14 protein-coding genes, 3 tRNA genes, 1 other RNA gene and 1 pseudogene are annotated in these 19,413 nt (G+C 37.8%); 15 read left to right on the forward strand and 4 right to left on the reverse strand.

The window, feature by feature from the left end; genetic code table 11:
* Positions 1 to 75 precede the first annotated feature (75 nt).
* From parE to SRT_RS04345, 9 genes are all read left to right on the forward strand, one after another.
* Positions 76 to 2,025 carry a DNA topoisomerase IV subunit B gene (parE, locus tag SRT_RS04305; protein WP_128833171.1) on the forward strand — a complete coding sequence of 650 codons (1,950 nt, stop codon included), beginning with the start codon at positions 76 to 78 and terminating at the stop codon, positions 2,023 to 2,025.
* Positions 2,026 to 2,091: 66 nt separating this feature from the next.
* The gene (fic, locus tag SRT_RS04310; RefSeq protein WP_128833172.1) at positions 2,092 to 2,697 is read left to right on the forward strand and encodes a protein adenylyltransferase Fic; all 606 of its coding nucleotides are present in this window, start codon (positions 2,092 to 2,094) and stop codon (positions 2,695 to 2,697) included.
* Positions 2,698 to 3,056: 359 nt separating this feature from the next.
* On the forward strand, positions 3,057 to 5,513 hold the full coding sequence (gene parC / locus SRT_RS04315) for a DNA topoisomerase IV subunit A (RefSeq protein ID WP_128833173.1): 2,457 nt from the start codon (positions 3,057 to 3,059) through the stop codon (positions 5,511 to 5,513).
* Between the two features lie 186 nt (positions 5,514 to 5,699).
* Positions 5,700 to 6,755 carry a branched-chain amino acid aminotransferase gene (locus SRT_RS04320; RefSeq protein ID WP_223213992.1) on the forward strand — a complete coding sequence of 352 codons (1,056 nt, stop codon included), beginning with the start codon at positions 5,700 to 5,702 and terminating at the stop codon, positions 6,753 to 6,755.
* Positions 6,756 to 6,818: 63 nt separating this feature from the next.
* A complete protein-coding gene (locus SRT_RS04325) occupies positions 6,819 to 7,049 on the forward strand; it encodes a DUF2969 family protein (RefSeq protein WP_128833175.1) in 231 nt (76 codons plus the stop codon).
* 59 nt (positions 7,050 to 7,108) lie between these two features.
* Positions 7,109 to 7,189: transfer RNA gene (locus SRT_RS04330), tRNA-Tyr, on the forward strand.
* Positions 7,190 to 7,345: 156 nt separating this feature from the next.
* Positions 7,346 to 7,417, forward strand: a tRNA-Gln gene (locus SRT_RS04335).
* 132 nt (positions 7,418 to 7,549) lie between these two features.
* Complete coding sequence (gene rpsA / locus SRT_RS04340; protein WP_128833176.1) at positions 7,550 to 8,749, forward strand: 30S ribosomal protein S1; 1,200 nt, start codon at positions 7,550 to 7,552, stop codon at positions 8,747 to 8,749.
* 138 nt (positions 8,750 to 8,887) lie between these two features.
* Positions 8,888 to 8,959 (forward strand) — tRNA-Arg (locus SRT_RS04345).
* Positions 8,960 to 9,239: 280 nt separating this feature from the next.
* Here the strand turns inward: SRT_RS04345 and SRT_RS04350 are convergent.
* A complete protein-coding gene (locus SRT_RS04350) occupies positions 9,240 to 9,854 on the reverse strand; it encodes a TVP38/TMEM64 family protein (RefSeq protein WP_128833177.1) in 615 nt (204 codons plus the stop codon).
* Positions 9,855 to 9,933: 79 nt separating this feature from the next.
* On the opposite strand from SRT_RS04350, the gene ssrA reads away from it, so the two are divergent.
* Positions 9,934 to 10,282, forward strand: a transfer-messenger RNA (tmRNA) gene (gene ssrA / locus SRT_RS04355).
* Between the two features lie 49 nt (positions 10,283 to 10,331).
* Entirely contained in the window at positions 10,332 to 10,946 is a 615-nt protein-coding gene (locus tag SRT_RS04360; protein WP_491676994.1) for a DUF3862 domain-containing protein, read from the forward strand.
* Positions 10,947 to 10,998: 52 nt separating this feature from the next.
* Here the strand turns inward: SRT_RS04360 and SRT_RS04365 are convergent.
* The 3 genes and pseudogenes from SRT_RS04365 to stsR form a co-directional block, all read right to left on the reverse strand.
* Positions 10,999 to 11,815: pseudogene (locus SRT_RS04365) on the reverse strand (permease).
* A gap of 9 nt (positions 11,816 to 11,824) precedes the next feature.
* The gene (locus SRT_RS04370; RefSeq protein ID WP_128833179.1) at positions 11,825 to 12,532 is read right to left on the reverse strand and encodes an ABC transporter ATP-binding protein; all 708 of its coding nucleotides are present in this window, start codon (positions 12,530 to 12,532) and stop codon (positions 11,825 to 11,827) included.
* Positions 12,529 to 12,900, reverse strand: a complete 372-nt coding sequence (gene stsR, locus SRT_RS04375; protein ID WP_128833180.1) for a GntR family transcriptional regulator StsR — start codon at positions 12,898 to 12,900, stop codon at positions 12,529 to 12,531. Before stsR ends, SRT_RS04370 begins: the two co-directional genes overlap by 4 nt.
* A gap of 178 nt (positions 12,901 to 13,078) precedes the next feature.
* On the opposite strand from stsR, the gene SRT_RS04380 reads away from it, so the two are divergent.
* The 4 genes from SRT_RS04380 (at position 13,079) to SRT_RS04395 (ending at position 19,384) form a co-directional block, all read left to right on the forward strand.
* Positions 13,079 to 16,183 (forward strand): DNA polymerase III subunit alpha, encoded by a 3,105-nt coding sequence (locus tag SRT_RS04380; protein ID WP_128833181.1) that lies wholly within the window; start codon positions 13,079 to 13,081, stop codon positions 16,181 to 16,183.
* Positions 16,184 to 16,265: 82 nt separating this feature from the next.
* Positions 16,266 to 17,279: a 6-phosphofructokinase gene (pfkA, locus tag SRT_RS04385; RefSeq protein ID WP_128833182.1), complete on the forward strand. Its 1,014-nt coding sequence runs from the start codon at positions 16,266 to 16,268 to the stop codon at positions 17,277 to 17,279.
* A 74-nt stretch (positions 17,280 to 17,353) separates the two neighbouring features.
* Positions 17,354 to 18,856 carry a pyruvate kinase gene (gene pyk, locus SRT_RS04390; protein ID WP_002262161.1) on the forward strand — a complete coding sequence of 501 codons (1,503 nt, stop codon included), beginning with the start codon at positions 17,354 to 17,356 and terminating at the stop codon, positions 18,854 to 18,856.
* A 285-nt stretch (positions 18,857 to 19,141) separates the two neighbouring features.
* Entirely contained in the window at positions 19,142 to 19,384 is a 243-nt protein-coding gene (locus SRT_RS04395) for a GlsB/YeaQ/YmgE family stress response membrane protein (RefSeq protein ID WP_019312842.1), read from the forward strand.
* Positions 19,385 to 19,413: the final 29 nt, after the last annotated feature.

A 19,413-nucleotide genomic window follows, 5' to 3' on the forward strand; every position in this document is an offset into this window, starting at 1 on the left:
GATTTTCAAAAATTACTTTGCAAATTTCCTAAAAAACCTGTAAGATAAAAAAGATGAAATAATCGGAGGTCAACTTTGGCTAAAAAGAAAATTAATATTAATAATTATAATGACGATGCCATTCAGGTTTTAGAAGGTTTGGATGCCGTTCGTAAACGCCCAGGAATGTACATTGGGTCGACAGATGGGACAGGCCTGCACCATTTGGTTTGGGAAATCGTTGATAATGCTGTTGATGAAGCTCTGTCTGGTTTTGGTGATCAAATTGATGTTATCATTAACAAAGATGGTAGTATAACGGTAGCTGACCATGGACGAGGGATGCCAACAGGTAAACATGCTATGGGCATTCCGACTGTTGAGGTTATCTTTACTGTTCTTCATGCGGGCGGTAAGTTTGGACAAGGCGGCTATAAGACTTCTGGAGGCTTGCATGGTGTGGGTTCTTCTGTTGTCAATGCGCTGTCCAGTTGGCTGGAAGTTGAAATTACACGCGATGGTACAGTTTACAAACAACGTTTTGAAGATGGTGGCAAACCAGTAACAACTTTGGAGAAGGTTGGCAAGGCTCCCAAGTCAAAATCGGGAACCAAGGTTACCTTTATGCCAGATGCCAGCATTTTCTCCACGACTAATTTTGTTTATAATACTATTGCTGAAAGACTTAATGAGTCCGCTTTTCTGCTTAAGAATGTGACTTTGACCTTGACAGATGAAAGACTAGAAGAGACAGAACATGTTGCCTTTCATTATGAAAATGGGGTTCAAGACTTCGTAGAATATCTTAATGAAGACAAGGAAACCTTGACACCAGTTATTTATTTTGAAGGGGAAGAAGCTGATTTTCAGGTAGAAGTTGCTCTGCAATACAATGATGGCTTCTCAGACAATATTCTCTCCTTTGTCAATAATGTTCGTACCAAAGATGGCGGAACGCACGAAACGGGACTCAAATCTGCCATTACCAAGGCCATGAATGATTATGCCAGAAAGACAGGTTTGCTCAAGGAAAAAGATAAGAATTTAGAAGGATCAGATTACCGTGAAGGCTTGTCTGCTGTCCTTTCTATCCTTGTTCCAGAAGAGCATCTGCAATTTGAAGGGCAAACCAAGGATAAGTTGGGAAGCCCCCTAGCTCGTCCTATCGTTGATGGTTTAGTGTCGGATCAATTGACCTATTTCTTAATGGAAAATGGTGAATTAGCTTCTAACCTCATACGCAAAGCTATTAAAGCGCGTGAAGCGCGTGAAGCGGCCCGTAAAGCCAGAGACGATAGCCGAAATGGAAAGAAAAACAAGAAGGATAAAGGGCTTCTTTCCGGAAAGCTCACACCAGCCCAATCTAAAAACCCTAAGAAAAATGAACTCTATTTGGTCGAAGGGGATTCTGCCGGTGGTTCAGCTAAACAAGGACGCGATCGGAAGTTTCAGGCTATTCTTCCTTTACGTGGTAAGGTACTCAATACCGCCAAGGCCAAAATGGATGATATTATCAAAAACGAAGAAATCAATACCATGATTTATACCATAGGTGCTGGTGCCGGTCCTGATTTCAAGGTTGACGATTCTAATTATGATAAAATCATTATCATGACCGATGCCGATACCGATGGTGCTCATATTCAGACTCTGCTCTTAACCTTTTTCTATCGTTACATGAGACCATTGGTGGAAACAGGACATGTCTACATCGCTTTACCTCCTCTCTACAAGATGTCCAAGGGTAAAGGAGCTAAAGAAGTCGTAGAATACGCATGGACAGACGGTGAATTAGAAGATCTCCGCAAAAAATTTGGTAAAGGAGCTATGCTCCAGCGCTACAAAGGTCTGGGAGAAATGAACGCTGACCAACTTTGGGAGACAACTATGAATCCCGAAAATCGTACCCTCATTCGTGTAACTATTGAAGATCTAGCGCGTGCCGAACGCCGCGTCAACGTCCTCATGGGGGACAAAGTCCCACCTCGTCGCAAATGGATTGAAGATAACGTTAAGTTTACCTTGGAGGAGAATACGGTGTTTTAACGAGGTCTACTAATTATAAGGAAATTCCTATATGTGACAAGAGTTATTAATGAAAGGAGTTGACCTATGACACTTGATAATAAGCTTGGTTTGACCGACTCGCTTGACCTAGCGAAAGCAGAGGAGAAAATCAGCAAGGCCCGTGCTAAGCAGCTTTTTGAAGAAAGGCTGCTTGATGGCAAGGAAGCTGGTTGTTTTGAGACCCTAGCTTTTATTCATAAATTTCTCTTTGAGGAGATCTACGATTTTGCTGGCCAGATTCGCACAGTCAATCTTGCTAAAGGCGACTTTCGCTTTGCTCCTGTCATGTACTTGGCAGCTTCCTTGGAGCATATTGACAGCATGCCGCAAGAGACTTTTGAGCAGATTGTCGAAAAATATGTCGAGATGAACGTTGCCCATCCTTTTCGCGAAGGCAACGGTCGAAGCATGAGGCTTTGGCTAGATCATCTACTAAAAGAAAAGCTAGGACGGGTGATTGACTGGTCGCAGGTGGATAAAGAAGACTATCTCCTTGCCATGGAACGCAGCCCTATCCGCAATACTGAAATCAAATACGTCCTCTGCCAAGCCCTTACCAGTCAAATCAATGATCGCGAACTCTATATGAAAGGTATAGACCACAGCTATTACTATGAAGGCTACACTCTCTACCAGACAGGAGAATTATAAACAGCACCAGCTAGCGAGCAAAGCTTGCCAGCCTGATGTTTTACAATGTGGGAAAAATACGGGAAGTTTTGAACCTAAGTCTCGAAACTTAGTGGAGAAAATCCTAGACCTAAGTGCGGTCAGGTTCATCACGATCGCCCCACCTAAGTAAAACATCAAAAAACTTTAGAAAAACAAAAGGTTAATTTCCTTTAAAGAAACAAAGAAAGGATTATTCAGTTGATTCTTTAAAACTGAACACGGGACTAAATTCCTAGGAAAAAAGATAAATCTTCCTAGATGCTGAAGCATCTTCGTCAGATTTCCTATTTTTCTACGAAATTTTTCGGCAAGCCGAAACGTCCCTTTGTATCTTAATTATGTCCAATATACAAATCATGTCCCTTGAGGACATCATGGGAGAGCGCTTTGGCCGCTACTCCAAGTATATCATTCAAGAACGGGCGCTGCCAGATATTCGTGATGGTCTCAAGCCCGTACAGCGCCGTATTCTTTATTCTATGAATAAAGATGGCAATACATATGATAAAGGTTACCGTAAATCAGCTAAATCTGTCGGTAATGTTATGGGGAATTTCCATCCGCATGGAGATTCTTCTATCTATGATGCCATGGTTCGTATGAGTCAGGATTGGAAGAACCGCGAAACCTTGATTGAAATGCACGGAAACAACGGTTCTATGGACGGTGATCCGCCAGCAGCCATGCGTTATACAGAAGCGCGCCTATCAGAGATTGCAGATTATTTGCTCCAAGATATTGACAAGAATACGGTAGCTTGGGCTTGGAACTTTGATGATACCGAAAAAGAACCAACTGTTTTGCCAGCGGCCTTTCCTAATCTCTTGGTCAATGGTGCAACAGGGATTTCTGCGGGTTATGCGACCGATATTCCACCGCACAATTTAGCAGAAGTAATTGATACGGTTGTCTATCTTATTGATCACCCATCAGCTAAGCTCGATAAACTCATGGAATTTCTACCCGGACCCGATTTTCCAACAGGAGCCATTATTCAAGGGAAAGATGAAATTCGCAAAGCTTACGAAACAGGTAAAGGACGCGTTGGTGTTCGCTCTCGCACTGAAATTGAAAATCTTAAGGGTGGGAAGAAGCAGATTGTAGCGACAGAGATTCCTTATGAAGTCAATAAAGCAGCTCTAGTTAAGAAAATTGATGATGTTCGTCTTAACAATAAGGTTCCTGGAATTGCCGAAGTTCGTGACGAATCTGACCGTGAGGGTCTGCGCATTGCTATCGAGCTTAAGAAAGATGCTGATGAGCAAACGATTCTAAATTATCTTTTTAAATACACCGATTTGCAAATCAACTATAATTTTAATATGGTGGCCATCGATAATTACACACCGCGGCAAGTTGGCATTATTCCAATGTTAACGAGCTATATCGCTCATCGTAAAGACATTATTGTTGCACGTTCTAAATTTGACAAGGAAAAAGCCGAAAAACGTCTCCATATTGTTGAAGGACTCATTCGGGTTATCTCTATTTTAGACGAAGTAATTGCACTTATTCGTGCTTCGGAAAATAAAGTTGATGCCAAGGAAAATCTTAAGGTTAGCTATGACTTTTCAGAAGAACAAGCAGAGGCCATTGTCACCTTGCAACTGTATCGTTTGACCAATACCGATATTGTTACTTTGGAAAATGAAGAAGCTGAATTGCGTGAACGCATTACAACTCTCAATGCTATTATTGGTGATGAGCGCACCATGTATAATGTGATGAAGCGTGAATTGCGTGAAGTCAAAAAGAAATTTGGCAATCCACGTTTGAGCGAATTACAAGCTGAGACACAAACCATTGAAATTGATACAGCCAGTCTGATTGTGGAAGAAGAAACCTATGTCAGTGTCACACGCGGCGGTTATATTAAGCGAACAAGTCCGCGTTCCTTCAATGCTTCAACAGTTGAAGAACTTGGAAAGCGTGATGATGATGATGTCATCTTCATTCAGAATGCTAAGACCACACAAGAACTGCTGATTTTTACTAATTTAGGAAATGTCATTTATCGGCCAATTCATGAATTAGCTGATATTCGCTGGAAGGAAATCGGTGAGCACCTCAGCCAAAACATTACCAATTTTGCGACGGATGAAGAAATTCTTTTTGTTGATTTAGTGGATCATTTTGAAGAAGGCACCTACTATGCCGCCACTCGTCTGGGACAAATTAAACGGTTTGAACGTCGCGATTTGACACCTTGGCGGAGTTATAAGTCTAAAGCAGTCAAATATGCTAAGTTAAAGGGTGATGGTGATCAAGTTGTCCGCATATCACCAATTAAATTAGATGATGTGATGCTAATTACTGCTAGAGGCTATGCGCTTCGTTTCAATATTGAAGAAGTACCTATTGTCGGTCCTAAAGCAGCAGGGGTTAAGGCTATTAACCTCAAAGAGGGGGATTCTTTGGCTGCTGCCTTTATTGCCAATACGGATAGTATTTATATTTTGACACAAAGAGGCAGTCTCAAACGGATGTCAACCAATCTTATCCCAGTAACTAGCCGTGCCAAACGTGGGCTTCAAGTGCTCCGTGAGCTTAAGAGTAAACCTCATCGTGTCTTTACGGCAGGACCAGTCTTATCCGAAGCAGCAGGAGAGATTGACCTCTTTACCACTATGGGTGAGCAAGGGCAAGAAGAAATTCTGGAGATTCAGTCGCAAAGTCTGGAAAAATATGAAGTTAATCTGGCTGAACTCTCGCTATCTGAACGGACTAGCAATGGTTCCTTTATCTCAGATACTATCTCTGATCAAGGAGTCTATGCAGCAAAAATCAAAAATTAAAATAACATTTCTATAGATAAGATTTGTTATTTTTTAAGAAAACAGATTGAAAAAAGAGAAAAACATAGGATAGAAAGTCATACAGCTATGCAATGTATAATTTTCTACCCTATTTCATTTTATTTTTAGAACAAATTTTCAGAATTTTATGAAAAAACACTTGAAAATTCTAGTAAAAAGCGTACAATAGAAAAAAACGAGGAAAGAGGTATTAAAATGACAGTAGATTTAGATTGGAAAAATTTAGGATTTGAATATCACAAACTTCCATTTCGCTATATTTCTTACTACAAAGATGGGAAATGGGATGACGGTAAACTGACAGAAGATGCGACTCTCCACATTTCTGAAAGCTCACCAGCTCTTCATTATGGACAAGAAGCTTTTGAAGGTTTGAAAGCCTACCGCACAAAAGATGGATCTGTTCAGCTTTTCCGTCCTAATATGAATGCTGAGCGCTTACAACGTACAGCTGATCGTCTCTTGATGCCGCAAGTGCCAACTGACAAATTTATTGAAGCTGCCAAACAAGTCGTTCGTGCCAATGAAGAATATGTTCCACCATATGGCACAGGAGCAACGCTTTATCTTCGCCCACTTTTGATTGGTGTCGGCGATGTGATCGGTGTTCATCCAGCTGATGAATATATCTTTACCATCTTTGCTATGCCAGTGGGTAACTACTTTAAAGGTGGTTTGGCTCCGACGAATTTTCTCATTCAAGATGATTATGATCGCGCTGCGCCACATGGCACAGGAGCTGCCAAAGTTGGTGGAAACTACGCGGCGAGTCTTTTACCAGGTAAGGTTGCCCATGAACGCCAATTTTCAGATGTTATTTATCTTGATCCAGCAACGCATACCAAGATTGAAGAAGTCGGTTCAGCTAATTTCTTTGGTATCACTAAAAATAATGAATTTATTACACCTTTTAGTCCGTCCATCCTTCCTTCTGTCACTAAATATTCTTTGCTTTATTTAGCTGAACATCGTTTTGGTATGAAGGCCATTGAAGGCGATGTCCGCGTAGATGAATTAGATAAATTTGTTGAAGCAGGGGCTTGCGGTACAGCAGCTGTTATCTCACCAATCGGAGGTGTACAGCACGGTGATGATTTCCATGTCTTTTACAGTGAAACGGAAGTTGGTCCTGTAACGCATAAATTGTATGATGAATTAACAGGTATCCAATTCGGCGATGTTAAAGCACCAGAGGGCTGGATATACAAAGTTGATGATTAAATAATTAGCGAGCTTGCTCTTGCAAGCTTTTATTTTTTGTGTAAAATACTTAAGAGGTAAGTTATGCGTAAAAAAGATAAGAAGATTGAAATTCAAATAAGTGACAAGCAAGTCGCGGTAAATGGGACAAAAATGGCCGGTTATCAATTAACAATTGGAAACAAACTTGTGGGTGAGATTGCTGAGATTGATGACAAGTTTGCTGTTATCAAAAATACTGCAGTTGTTGAATTCCATAAAAATTTAGAAACTGCTGTCGAAGCTATCATTGAAACCTATAATTTGAATCACTAAAAATAGAAAAACGCTTGATTTTGGCAGGAGATTATGATAAACTAGTTTTTGTTGTCATTGGAAGGGTAGCGAAGAGGCTAAACGCGGCGGACTGTAAATCCGCTCCTTCGGGTTCGGGGGTTCGAATCCCTCCCCTTCCATACTCAGGATACAAAGACTGTTAAAAAATCCGTATGAAAACAGAAAACTGACGAAGCGCTGTTTACAACGCTAGGAAGTTTATCTTTTTCACTAGGATTTCAGGTCGTGTTCAACTTAGTTTTGCTAATTGTTCTTGAGTCTGTATTATTTAATTTTGGGGTATAGCCAAGCGGTAAGGCAAGGGACTTTGACTCCCTCATGCGTTGGTTCGAATCCAGCTACCCCAGTCAAAGGTATTAGACCAAGTCTAAGACCGTCAGAGATATGCGTCTAGTTGTTTGTCCTTGCGGGATACCTTGTGAAATATATTGTTATCAAGAGATAAAGAGGGTTTATTTCTTGTCGGAGGTTTTTTTAGAATGAATGAATTTGAAGATTTGCTAAACAGTGTTAGTGAAGTAAATCCAGGCGATGTTGTGACTGCAGAAGTCTTAACTGTAGATGGAGAACAAGCAAACCTTGTTATTGACGGGACAGGTGTTGAAGCTGTATTAACACTTCGCGAATTGACTAATGATCGTAATGCTGATATTAATAACTTTGTCAAAGCTGGTGATAAAGTCGAAGTGCTTGTTCTTCGCCAAGTTGTTGGTAAAGATACCGATACAGTAACTTTCCTTGTCTCTAAAAAACGTCTAGAAGCTCGCAAGGCTTGGGACAAACTTGTTGGTCGTGAAGGTGACGTTGTGACCGTTAAAGGTACACGTGCTGTTAAGGGTGGACTTTCTGTTGAATTTGAAGGACTTCGCGGTTTTATTCCGGCTTCAATGATTGATACCCGTTTTGTTCGCAATACTGAAAAATTTGTTGGTCAGCAATTCGAAGCAAAAATCAAAGAAATTGATCCTTCAGAAAATCGCTTTATCCTTTCTCGTCGTGATGTGGTTGAAGCTGAAGCTGCAAAGGCGCGTGAGGAAGTCTTCTCAAAGCTTGCTGTCGGTGATGTCGTGACTGGTACGGTTGCTCGTTTGACAAGTTTTGGCGCTTTTATTGACCTTGGTGGCGTTGACGGACTTGTTCATGTTACTGAATTATCGCATGAACGTAATGTTTCACCAAAATCAGTCGTCACTGTTGGTGAAGAAATTCAAGTGAAGGTGCTTGCTATTGATGAAGAAGCAGGTCGAGTTTCACTGTCTCTTAAAGCAACAACCCCTGGACCATGGGATGGTGTTGAACAAAAACTTGCCGCTGGTGATGTTATCGAAGGCAAAGTAAAACGCTTGACAGACTTTGGCGCTTTTGTTGAAGTTCTTCCAGGTATTGATGGTTTGGTTCATATTTCGCAAATTTCACACAAACGTGTCGAAAATCCAAAAGATGTTCTTTCAGTTGGCCAAGATGTTACTGTCAAGGTTCTTGATGTTAATACTGCTGATGAGCGTGTCTCACTTTCCATCAAAGCGCTTGAAGAACGTCCAGCTCAGGATGAAAGCAACGGAGAAAAACGTCAATCTCGTCCTCGTCGTCAAAAACGTCAAGATAAACGTGACTACGAACTTCCAGAAACCCAAACTGGATTCTCAATGGCTGACTTGTTTGGTGATATTGAATTATAATCTATAATCAATGAGTAGAAATTGAATTTTTATTCCCTTCTAATCTTAATAAAGATTTAGAGGGGATTTTATATTGCAAAGGAATTTTCATACATTTACAGCTAAATTAATGAAACTATGATATAATTATTATGTTGCCCACCTTTAGTGTAATGGATATCACGTAAGATTCCGGTTCTTGAGATGGGGGTTCGATTCCCTCAAGGTGGATAAAATTAGGTAAAGATGAAAGCAGTGCTTTCACAAAAAGTAGTTTTGATACCCTATTTTTGCGGACTTATTATTAGTTAAATATTTTCTTATAAAACAGGTTTTTAAAAGCTATTAAGTTTATCACCTGTGTGGTAAGAGAGAAGTATGAGCTAACTACTGCCTTTCGGTTGAGATCTAAATAAAAGTTTAGAAATATTTTTTATTGCCGTTTTTGCTTTTACTTTAACTAACTTAAAGTTTTGATGATTATAAAAAAAGCAGTCTATCAAAGCTGCTTTTACTTATGGAATAAAATTTCTAGTAACTTGCTACCGTATATCCAGAAATAACTATAACAAATAATAGACAATGGTTTGGTAATGATCATAATAGCAGTGAAGCGCTTAAGACTCATGCTTGTTAAGCCAGTAATCATTACCATAATATCAGCAGGCGACACAGGAGAAAGCATACAAAAAATGAATAGTTTTTCATAAGTATCACTTTCCAGTTTGGCTTCATATTTGTAAAAAGTATCTTCTTTCATAAAAAGCAAAATAAACTTACGGCCTAACCACTTTACCAGAAGGAAGAGTAAGACACTCCCAATAATAATACCGATGTAATTTAAAATGAAACCAAGCCAAGTACCAAAAATAAGAAAACCAGCAACAGTAGTGACACCACCTGGGATAACAGGAAAAACAATTTGGAAAATCTGAACGAGAATAAAGATTAAAGGACCTAAAACTTTGTGCTGGTGCACAAGATCCTTCAAAGCGTTGCTGTCATTTAAAATGCCTAATTTATAAAACCAGATGACTAAGATGACTGAAGCAATCAAGGCTAAAATTCCTAAAGCCTGAATGAATTTTTGCATTAAAATATAACGTTTGCTTAATTTCACTTTCATAGTATTATGATACCATATCTAAAATATTTTTTGCTATTTTTCCTTTAATTTGCTATACTATTTTCACACAATATGTACTGGGGTCGTTACGGATTCGACAGGCATTATGAGACCTATTTTGCGACTCATCTCGCGGATGTAAAACGCCAGTTAAATATAACTGCAAAAAATACAAATTCTTACGCAGTAGCTGCCTAAAAAACAGCCTGTGTGATCAATAACAAATTGCTTGTGTTTGTTGATTGGTCTTATTGTTAACAAGCTACGTTAGAACTGAGTCAGGCTGTTCTAAAAGAGTTCTACTGACTCGCATCGTTAGAGTTTGAGTTATGTATTGTAACGGTGTTAAATAAACACATAACCTATAGTTGTAGACAAATGGGTTAGCAGATGTTTGGACGTGGGTTCGACTCCCACCGGCTCCATTAAACGCATAAGCGTTTTTTATTTAAAGTTTATGTTTAAAGGGAAATGAGTATGAAAAGAACAAAGAATTGGCTTTTATTGTTTTTAACAGTGATTTTCTGTTTTCTAATGCTAGGCTGTCAATCTAAAGAAGACAAAAAGGAAGGGACCAAGCCTTCTAATGAGCTCGCATTAACAAAAACAGAAAACTTAGATTTTCGTTTAAGTTTCAATAAAATCAAAGTGACAACTGATCAGAATCATTTTTCTGGTGGAACAAGTATTGAACAGTTGAAACAATGGTTTGGTGACCCCAATAAAAGTGAGCAAAGAAATGCAGGAAACATCACTTTAGATAGCTATACTTGGGTGAAAGATGGTGCTGTTATTAACGCTCAATTGTATAAGAATAGTACTGTAGCACGTTCAATTTCCAATTTTTCTTTCAGTAGAGAGGCTAAGATTGGCAAAGAAGATTATGATGAATTGAAAATCGGTGAATCTTATAAAAAGATTGTTGAAAAATTGGGTGAACCAGATGTGCTGTCCCAATCAATGTCATCAGACAAAGAAGAAATGCAGACTGTCTGGTCTAGCGGCATAAAAACAAAGTCATCTTCGGCAACTATCGAGCTCTATTTTGAAAATGGTCTTCTAAAAAATAAAACACAAAAAGATTTGGAATAATAAAGAAATACTAGAGCATAAAAATTTTTTGATGTGATCTCTAGTATTTTTATTATTGGATATTCAGTTTATTTTTGATAATGTAATGCGTTCCAAAATAGAAAATGAGACCATAGATAATTAGAAAAATAATATTTAAGGTGAGATGGTAACAGTCTGTAAAATTGTCATTCGTACTCATTAAACTAATCAAACCATTATTGCCAGTTCCAATAAGAATATTTAAAGTACTGCGAATAACATTAATAAGGAAATAAAACCGAAAGCTAGCAGACTGCGGTAATCTTGAAACAGTTGTCCTAATGCGATAGCGAAGTAGATTTCTAAGATACTAGTAGTTGTCCCTAACAAAAAGAAAGAATAACTAATATAACTTCAGGTTTGGTTAGAATGTTAACAGCTTGCGATAAAGTTTCTGTAAAATAAGTTGAAAAAGGCCCTATAGTAAGCGATGGAAGGGCTAATATGAAAAAACTAAGGATGAAAACCAAACCACTACAAATCGTGCAAATAAAAGCAACAAACAGTTTGGCTAAGAGAGTCTTATGTGTGGAAACTGGCAGGGTTAATGTAAGATAGCCTTCTCTTCCAAAAATATTATTGTAAAATCGGCGAATAATAATTAGTAGTGTTGCGATAAAAATAGCAATAAAAATAGCTAATAATAAGGAAAATAAAATAAAAGCTAGAATTCCTTGTGATCTTGAATAAAAATCAGTACTGTAGCTAGAATTAGATAACTTAGAGGCTTTAAGATTAACTCTAATCCAAATACCGGCAGCTAAAGAAATGAAGGCGGCTAGTCCATATAGACCGAAAAACCAAATTCCAACTGATTTAAATTCATATTTTAATAACTTTCCAAACATTTTCTCCTCCTAAGCTTTAAATTTCTCTCTAAAAATGTGATCAATTGATTGTGTGTATTGTTCACGCAAATCATCTACATTTTCTTGTAAAACAATCTTTCCTTGGTTGATAAAAATAACTTGGTCTAAAACCTGCTCAATATCCGAAATTAAATGAGTTGAAATAAGAACAGATGCATCTTCTGAGTAGTTATTAATAATTGTTTTTAAGATATAATCACGTGCGGCAGGGTCAACGCCGCCAATAGGCTCATCCAAGATATAAAGTTTTGCTTTGCGGCTCATAACTAAAATGAGCTGAACCTTTTCCTTATTTCCTTTAGAAAGATTTTTCAATTTTTCGCTTTGAGCAATGGCTAAATCTTCCAGTAATTGTTCGGCTTTTTGCCTATCAAAATCAACATAGAAATCTTCAAATAGTTTTAAAATGTCACGGACCTTCATTTTATCACTTAAATAGCTGGTATCGGGAAGGTAGGAAATGAGCGATTTTGTTTCAGGACAAGGTCTGAGTCCGTTAATGACAATTTCACCTGCAGTAGGTTGTAACAGTCCGTTAGCTAATTTAATCAGTGTCGTCTTACCGCTTCCATTTGGTCCCAGCAGTCCAATAATTTTACCTTTTGGTAATTTTAAAGAAATATCATCAAGAGCTAGCTTGTTTCCAAACTTCTTAGTAATATGATGCAATTGTAATAAGGGTAGATGTTCCGTCATTTCGTCTCTCCTTTAATATATTGGTCCAGTATAGTAGTTAAGCGATCTTTGCTAAAGCCAATTGTTGTCATCTTGTTGATAAAGTCTTTAAGTTCTGTTTGAGCTAACTTATGCCTTTCTTCTTCAATTAACTGCTGGTCCTTTGTCACGAAACGTCCCGATGTTCTAACTGAAAAGACCATCCCTTCTTGCTCAAGTGATGTAAAAGCACGTTGCATAGTATTAGGATTTACACCAGCTTCTTCTGCTAAATCTCTAACTGTAGCTAGTTGTTGGCCGGGTTTGATTTCTTGACTGATAATTTGCATTTTGATATGATTGGCAATTTGAAGATAAATAGGGGATTTCTCATTAAATTTCCAAGCCATTTTTTCTCCTTTCTAAAGCGCAGTGTATAATTGTGTTATATATATAATACAATTATAGTAAAATATTGTCAAGTGGTAAATTTAGACTGATGAGATTTAGTCGAACTAAATGAAAGAGTAAGAGGATTTTAAGGATTTGTAGTATAATAAAAAGTAAGTAGATCTTAAGGAGACAGAAGTGTTTGCACAATTAGATACTAAAACCGTTTATAGCTTTATGGATAGTCTGGTTGACTTAAAGTCTTATATTAAGAAAGCTAAGGAGATGGGCTATTCGCATATTGGTATTATGGATAGAGATAATCTCTACGGAGCTTTTCATTTTATAAAAGAAGCTCAAAAAGAAGATCTAGTTCCTATTCTTGGTCTTGAACTGGATTTATTTTTGTCTGATGATTTGACGACCGTATGTTTTCTTGCTCAAAATACAATTGGTTACCACAATTTGTTAAAAATTTCGACAGCCAAGATGACAGGTCAACAGCTCTTCTCTGATATTGAGGAATTTTTAGATGGTCTTGCTATAGTCGTTCCTTATTTTGAAGGAATTGATCAAATGGATTTTCCTTTTCCTTTTTATATTGGCGTCGGAAAAGATACCCCTCAATTGGATTTTAAAAGAGACATTTTACCTTTGCATACGGTACGTTATTATGATAATGATGATACAGAGACCTTGCAAATGTTACATGCTATTAGAGATAATCTTCCTTTAAAGGAAGTGCCTCCTGTTTATAAAGATCAGTATTTGTTTTCTCAGGAAGAGATGGAACAAATTTTTGAGGAACGTTTTCCGCAAAGCTTGTTAAATTTAGAAAAGTTGGTTGCCAATGTTTCTTATCAGTTTGATACTGATTTGAAATTGCCTCGTTTTAGTCGAGATAAACCCGCTGTTGTGGAATTAAAGGAATTAGCACAAAAGGGACTTGTAGAAAAGAAACTTTTGAGCGATGACTACCAAAAGCGCTTATCTGATGAATTGGCTGTCATTCATCAAATGGGCTTTGATGATTATTTTTTGATTGTCTGGGACTTACTGCGTTTTGGTCGTTCCCAGCATTATTATATGGGAATGGGACGTGGTTCTGCAGCAGGGAGTCTTGTGGCTTACGCCCTTGATATTACAGGTATTGATCCTGTTAAGAATGATTTACTTTTTGAGCGTTTTCTTAATGAAGAGCGTTACAGCATGCCAGATATTGATATTGACCTTCCTGATATTTATCGGAGTCAGTTTTTAAATTATGTCCGTGATCGTTATGGCTCAACACATTCAGCACAAATTGTGACCTTTTCGACCTTTGGTGCCAGACAGGCAATTCGTGATGTTTTTAAGCGTTTTGGAGCGACTGAATACGAACTCAGTCAGATCACTAAAAAAATTAGTTTTCGTGATAATTTGACAAGTGTTTATGACAAAAAGATTGCTTTTCGTCAACTCATTAATAGTAAAATCGAATATCAGCGTGCATTCGAAATTGCGAAAAAAATTGAAGGAAATCCTCGTCAAACTTCCATTCATGCGGCTGGAATTGTGATGAGTGATGATAATTTAACAGATCACATTCCTCTCAAAACAGGTGAAGAAATGATGATCACGCAATATGACGCTCCAGCTGTTGAAGCTAACGGTCTTTTAAAAATGGATTTTCTCGGCCTGCGTAATCTTACTTTTGTTCAAAAAATGCAGGAAAAAGTAGCGCAGGATTATGGTCATGCCATAGATATCAGAGCTATTGATTTAGAAGATAAAGAAACCTTAGCACTTTTTGCCGCAGGAGATACCAAAGGTATTTTTCAGTTTGAAGCAGCCGGAGCTATCAATCTTTTGAAAAGAATTAAACCTTCTCGTTTTGAAGAAGTTGTTGCAACTACCAGTCTCAATCGTCCTGGTGCTAGTGATTATACTGAAAATTTTATTCGCCGAAAATATGGACAAGAAGAAGTGGATTTGATTGATTCATCAATTGCTTCTATTTTAAAATCGACTTATGGTATTATGCTTTATCAGGAGCAAGTGATGCAAATTGCTCAGATTTTTGCTGGATTTACATTAGGAAAAGCCGATTTATTACGCCGTGCTATGTCAAAAAAAAATATTGTTGAAATGCAAAAAATGGAAAAAGATTTCTTGCAAGGAGCTGATCAATTGGGACGAGATCCCAAAATTGCCCAAGACTTGTTTGCAAGAATGGCTAAGTTTGCTGGTTATGGCTTTAATCGCAGTCATGCCTACGCATACTCAGCTTTAGCCTTCCAAATGGCCTATTTTAAAGCACACTATCCAGCGGTATTCTTTGATGTTATGTTAAATTACTCTAGCGGTGAATACCTTAGCAATGCTTTAGAGTCTCATTTTAAAATAGGATCTTTGTCCATTAATACGATCCCTTACTCTGATAAAATTAGCCATGGTCAGATTTACTTGGGTTTAAAAAATATCAAGGGATTAAATCGTGATTTTGCCTATTGGATAATTGAAAATCGTCCTTTTTCCAGTATTGAAGATTTTTTAATCAGAATACCCGAAAAGTATCAGAAAACTGAGGTTATCACTCCTTTAATTCAAGTAGGCCTTTTTGATCAGTTTGATAAAAACCGTCAGAAAATCGTTGTCAATCTAGAACACCTTTTCACTTTTGTCAATGAACTGGGGACTTTGTTTGCTGATTCTTCCTATAATTGGATAGAAGCGCAAGATTATACCAATGCTGAAAAATATCAGTTGGAACAAGATATTATTGGTGCAGGAGTTAGTCCGCATCCTCTAATAGAAATTGCAAAGCATGCCAACAGACATTTAATTGCTCTTACTGACCTCATTGAAGGGAATGAAGCTACCATATTAGCTCAAATTGAGTCCATTAGAATTATTCGAACGAAATCCAGAGGCGAGCAAATGGCTTTTCTAAGTGTGACAGATACTAAAAAGAAATTGAATATCACTCTTTTTCCAGAGACCTATCGAAAGTACAAAAATTTTTTAATAGAAAAAACGATTTATTATTTCACTGGGAAAATACAGGCGCGTGATAATCAATTGCAAATGATTTTACATCAATTAGACTCTGCCTCAACAGAAAAATGCTGGATTAAATTACAAAATCATGATTGTGATAGAGAAATATCAGAAATTTTAGCAGCTTACCCCGGAAATATTCCGGTAGTTTTGCATTACTCAAATACTAAAGAAACTTTCCAAAGCAGCCGCTATTTTGTCGCTAAAGACTCAGAATTGCAGGAAAAGTTGGCTCATTATGCTCTGAAAACGCTTTTTCAATAAAAAGTATGTCCAGAAACTAAACATTTTATCTAGGTTATGCTATAATAATAACGTTAATCTAAATAAAGGAGTATCAAGCAAAATGAAACGTATTGCTGTTTTAACCAGTGGTGGAGACGCTCCTGGTATGAATGCTGCCGTTCGTGCAGTCGTTCGTAAAGCAATTTCTGAAGGAATGGAAGTTTGCGGAATCAATCGTGGTTATGCTGGTATGGTTGAAGGAGATATCTTCCCGCTTGACGCTAAAGGTGTATCAAACATCCTTTCTCGTGGAGGGACATTTCTCCAGTCCGCACGTTATCCTGAATTTGCAAAGCTTGAAGGGCAATTAAAGGGTATCGAACAACTCAAAAAGCATGGCATTGAGGGAGTCGTTGTTATAGGTGGCGATGGTTCTTATCATGGTGCGATGCGCTTGACTGAGCATGGTTTTCCTGCTGTCGGTCTTCCGGGTACAATTGATAACGATATTGTAGGAACTGATTATACAATTGGTTTTGATACTGCAGTAAACACTGCCACGGATGCACTTGATAAAATTCGTGATACCTCATTTAGTCATGGTAGAACTTTTGTTGTTGAGGTTATGGGACGTAATGCAGGAGATATTGCTCTTTGGTCTGGTATTGCTGCCGGTGCTGACCAAATTATTATTCCTGAAGAGCCCTATGATATTAAAGAAGTTGTCGCTAATGTGAAAAATGGCTATCTTAGTAAGTCCAAAAACCACCATCTCATTGTTCTTGCTGAAGGTGTTATGCATGGTGAAGCGTTTGCTGCTAAGATGAAGGAAGCAGGAGATAATAGTGATCTTCGTGTTACTAACCTTGGACATATCTTGCGCGGTGGTGCACCAACTCCTCGTGATCGTGTGATTGCTTCATGGATGGGAGCCCATGCCGTGGAATTACTCAGGGAAGGAAAAGGCGGTCTTGCCATTGGTATTCAAAATGAGAAATTGGTTGAACATCCAATTCTTGGATCTGCGGAAGACGGTGCACTCTTCAGTTTAACAGAACAAGGCGAAATCGTTGTGAATAATCCGCATAAAGCACGTCTTGATTTTGCTGCCTTGAATCGTGATTTGTCCAACTAACCATGATTAAGGTCGGTTAGATTATAAGTTTTTAACAGTCAATTGTTGATTTAAAATAAGGGAGTTTTATAAAAATGAATAAACGCGTAAAAATTGTTGCAACATTAGGTCCAGCGGTAGAAATCCGTGGTGGTAAAAAATTTGGTGAAGATGGCTATTGGGGTGAAAAGCTTGATGTTGAAGCTTCAGCAGCCAAAATTGCTGAATTGATTACAGAAGGAGCCAATGTTTTTCGTTTTAACTTCTCACATGGTGATCATGCTGAGCAAGGTGAGCGTATGGCGACTGTACGTCGTGCGGAAGAATTAGCACGTCAAAAGGTTGGATTTCTTCTTGATACTAAAGGACCTGAAATGCGTACAGAATTGTTTGCAGATGGTGTCAAAGAATATGAATATAAGACTGGTGATAAACTTCGTATAGCAACTAAGCAAGGTATTGAATCAACTAAGGATGTCATTGCTTTAAATGTTGCTGGCGGTCTTGATATTTATGATGATGTTGCTGTTGGTCAAACTATTCTTATTGATGATGGGAAACTTGGCCTTACAGTAACTGCTAAAGATATTACAACTCGCGAATTTGAAGTAACGGTTGAAAATGATGGCATTATTGCTAAACAAAAAGGTGTCAATATCCCTAATACTAAAATTCCTTTCCCAGCACTTGCTGAGCGTGATAATGCAGATATTCGCTTTGGTTTGGAACAAGGACTTAACTTTATCGCTATTTCTTTTGTTCGTACTGCTAAGGATGTTAATGAAGTTCGTCAAATTTGTAAAGAAACAGGCAACGAACACGTAAAACTTTTTGCTAAAATTGAAAATCAACAAGGTATTGATAATATTGATGAAATCATTGATGCAGCTGACGGTATCATGATTGCCCGTGGTGACATGGGTATTGAAGTGCCATTTGAAATGGTTCCAGTATATCAAAAAATGATTATCACGAAAGTTAACGCAGCAGGGAAGTCAGCTATTACAGCAACAAATATGCTTGAAACAATGACTGACAAACCACGTGCAACACGTTCAGAAGTTTCTGATGTCTTTAATGCTGTCATTGATGGTACTGATGCAACAATGCTTTCTGGTGAATCAGCTAATGGTAAGTATCCAGTTGAAGCTGTTCGTACCATGGCAACAATTGATAAGAATGCTCAAACACTTCTTAATGAATATGGCCGTTTGAATTCGGATAATTTGCCACGTACCAACAAGACTGAAGTTGTCGCTTCAGCTGTTAAAGATGCGACTAAATCAATGGATATTAAATTGGTTGTTACAATTACAGAATCTGGTAACACAGCTCGTTTAATTTCAAAATACCGTCCGGATGCAGATATCTTAGCTTTAACATTTGATGAAAAAGTCCAAAAATCATTGATGATCAACTGGGGAGTTATTCCAATCTTAACAGAAAAACCTGCATCGACTGATGATATGTTTGAAATTGCAGAAAAAGCAGCTCTTAAATCAGGTTTGGTAGAGTCTGGTGATAACATCGTTATTGTTGCTGGTGTACCTGTTGGATCTGGTGGTACCAATACTATGCGTGTTCGTACCGTTCAATAAAATGAATTTAAGTTTAAGTGTGAAAGACTTTCAATCTTTTACACTTTTTATTTTTTTATGATTGAGATGGAAGGTTTTTTATCGCATTGATTAGTATATTGCAGTCGTATAGTCGTATTTAGCCTAATTCTTTATTGTGTCTTGGGCTCGTTTTATTCTACTTTAGTATTAAAAACAAAAGCCTATAGTTATAATGACCATTTTTAGTTTGATACTATCTTTTCTTGGCATTTCTTTGTTTTATTGTTAGACTAGATATAATCTTATAAAGAAAGGTAAGAAATTATGAGATTACTTTGGTCATTAATAGTAGGAGCACTTATTGGAGCAATTGCAGGTGCTATTACGAATAGAGGAAAAGCAATGGGCTGCATTGCTAACATTTTTGCAGGGTTAGTTGGTTCTTGGGCAGGTCAAGCTTTATTTGGCAGTTGGGGACCTAGTTTAGCTGGTATGGCTCTTCTTCCGTCTATTCTGGGAGCAGTAATTGTGGTAGCGGTTATTTCCTTCTTTTTTGGTGAAAATTAAGGAATACTTATGATAAGTCTTGCTTTTTT

The sequence above is a fragment of the Streptococcus troglodytae genome, assembly GCF_002355215.1.
GTDB classification, from domain to species: Bacteria; Bacillota; Bacilli; order Lactobacillales; family Streptococcaceae; genus Streptococcus; species Streptococcus troglodytae.

What these genes read in the sequence shown, in the direction of transcription:
- fic (WP_128833172.1), top strand. Translation starts at nt 2,092, where the DNA reads ATGACACTTGATAATAAGCTTGGTTTGACCGACTCGCTTGACCTAGCG.
- parC (WP_128833173.1), top strand. Translation starts at nt 3,057, where the DNA reads ATGTCCAATATACAAATCATGTCCCTTGAGGACATCATGGGAGAGCGC.
- SRT_RS04325 (WP_128833175.1), top strand. Translation starts at nt 6,819, where the DNA reads ATGCGTAAAAAAGATAAGAAGATTGAAATTCAAATAAGTGACAAGCAA.
- rpsA (WP_128833176.1), top strand. Translation starts at nt 7,550, where the DNA reads ATGAATGAATTTGAAGATTTGCTAAACAGTGTTAGTGAAGTAAATCCA.
- SRT_RS04350 (WP_128833177.1), bottom strand. Translation starts at nt 9,854, where the DNA reads ATGAAAGTGAAATTAAGCAAACGTTATATTTTAATGCAAAAATTCATT.
- SRT_RS04360 (WP_491676994.1), top strand. Translation starts at nt 10,332, where the DNA reads ATGAAAAGAACAAAGAATTGGCTTTTATTGTTTTTAACAGTGATTTTC.
- SRT_RS04370 (WP_128833179.1), bottom strand. Translation starts at nt 12,532, where the DNA reads ATGACGGAACATCTACCCTTATTACAATTGCATCATATTACTAAGAAG.
- stsR (WP_128833180.1), bottom strand. Translation starts at nt 12,900, where the DNA reads ATGGCTTGGAAATTTAATGAGAAATCCCCTATTTATCTTCAAATTGCC.
- pfkA (WP_128833182.1), top strand. Translation starts at nt 16,266, where the DNA reads ATGAAACGTATTGCTGTTTTAACCAGTGGTGGAGACGCTCCTGGTATG.
- pyk (WP_002262161.1), top strand. Translation starts at nt 17,354, where the DNA reads ATGAATAAACGCGTAAAAATTGTTGCAACATTAGGTCCAGCGGTAGAA.
- SRT_RS04395 (WP_019312842.1), top strand. Translation starts at nt 19,142, where the DNA reads ATGAGATTACTTTGGTCATTAATAGTAGGAGCACTTATTGGAGCAATT.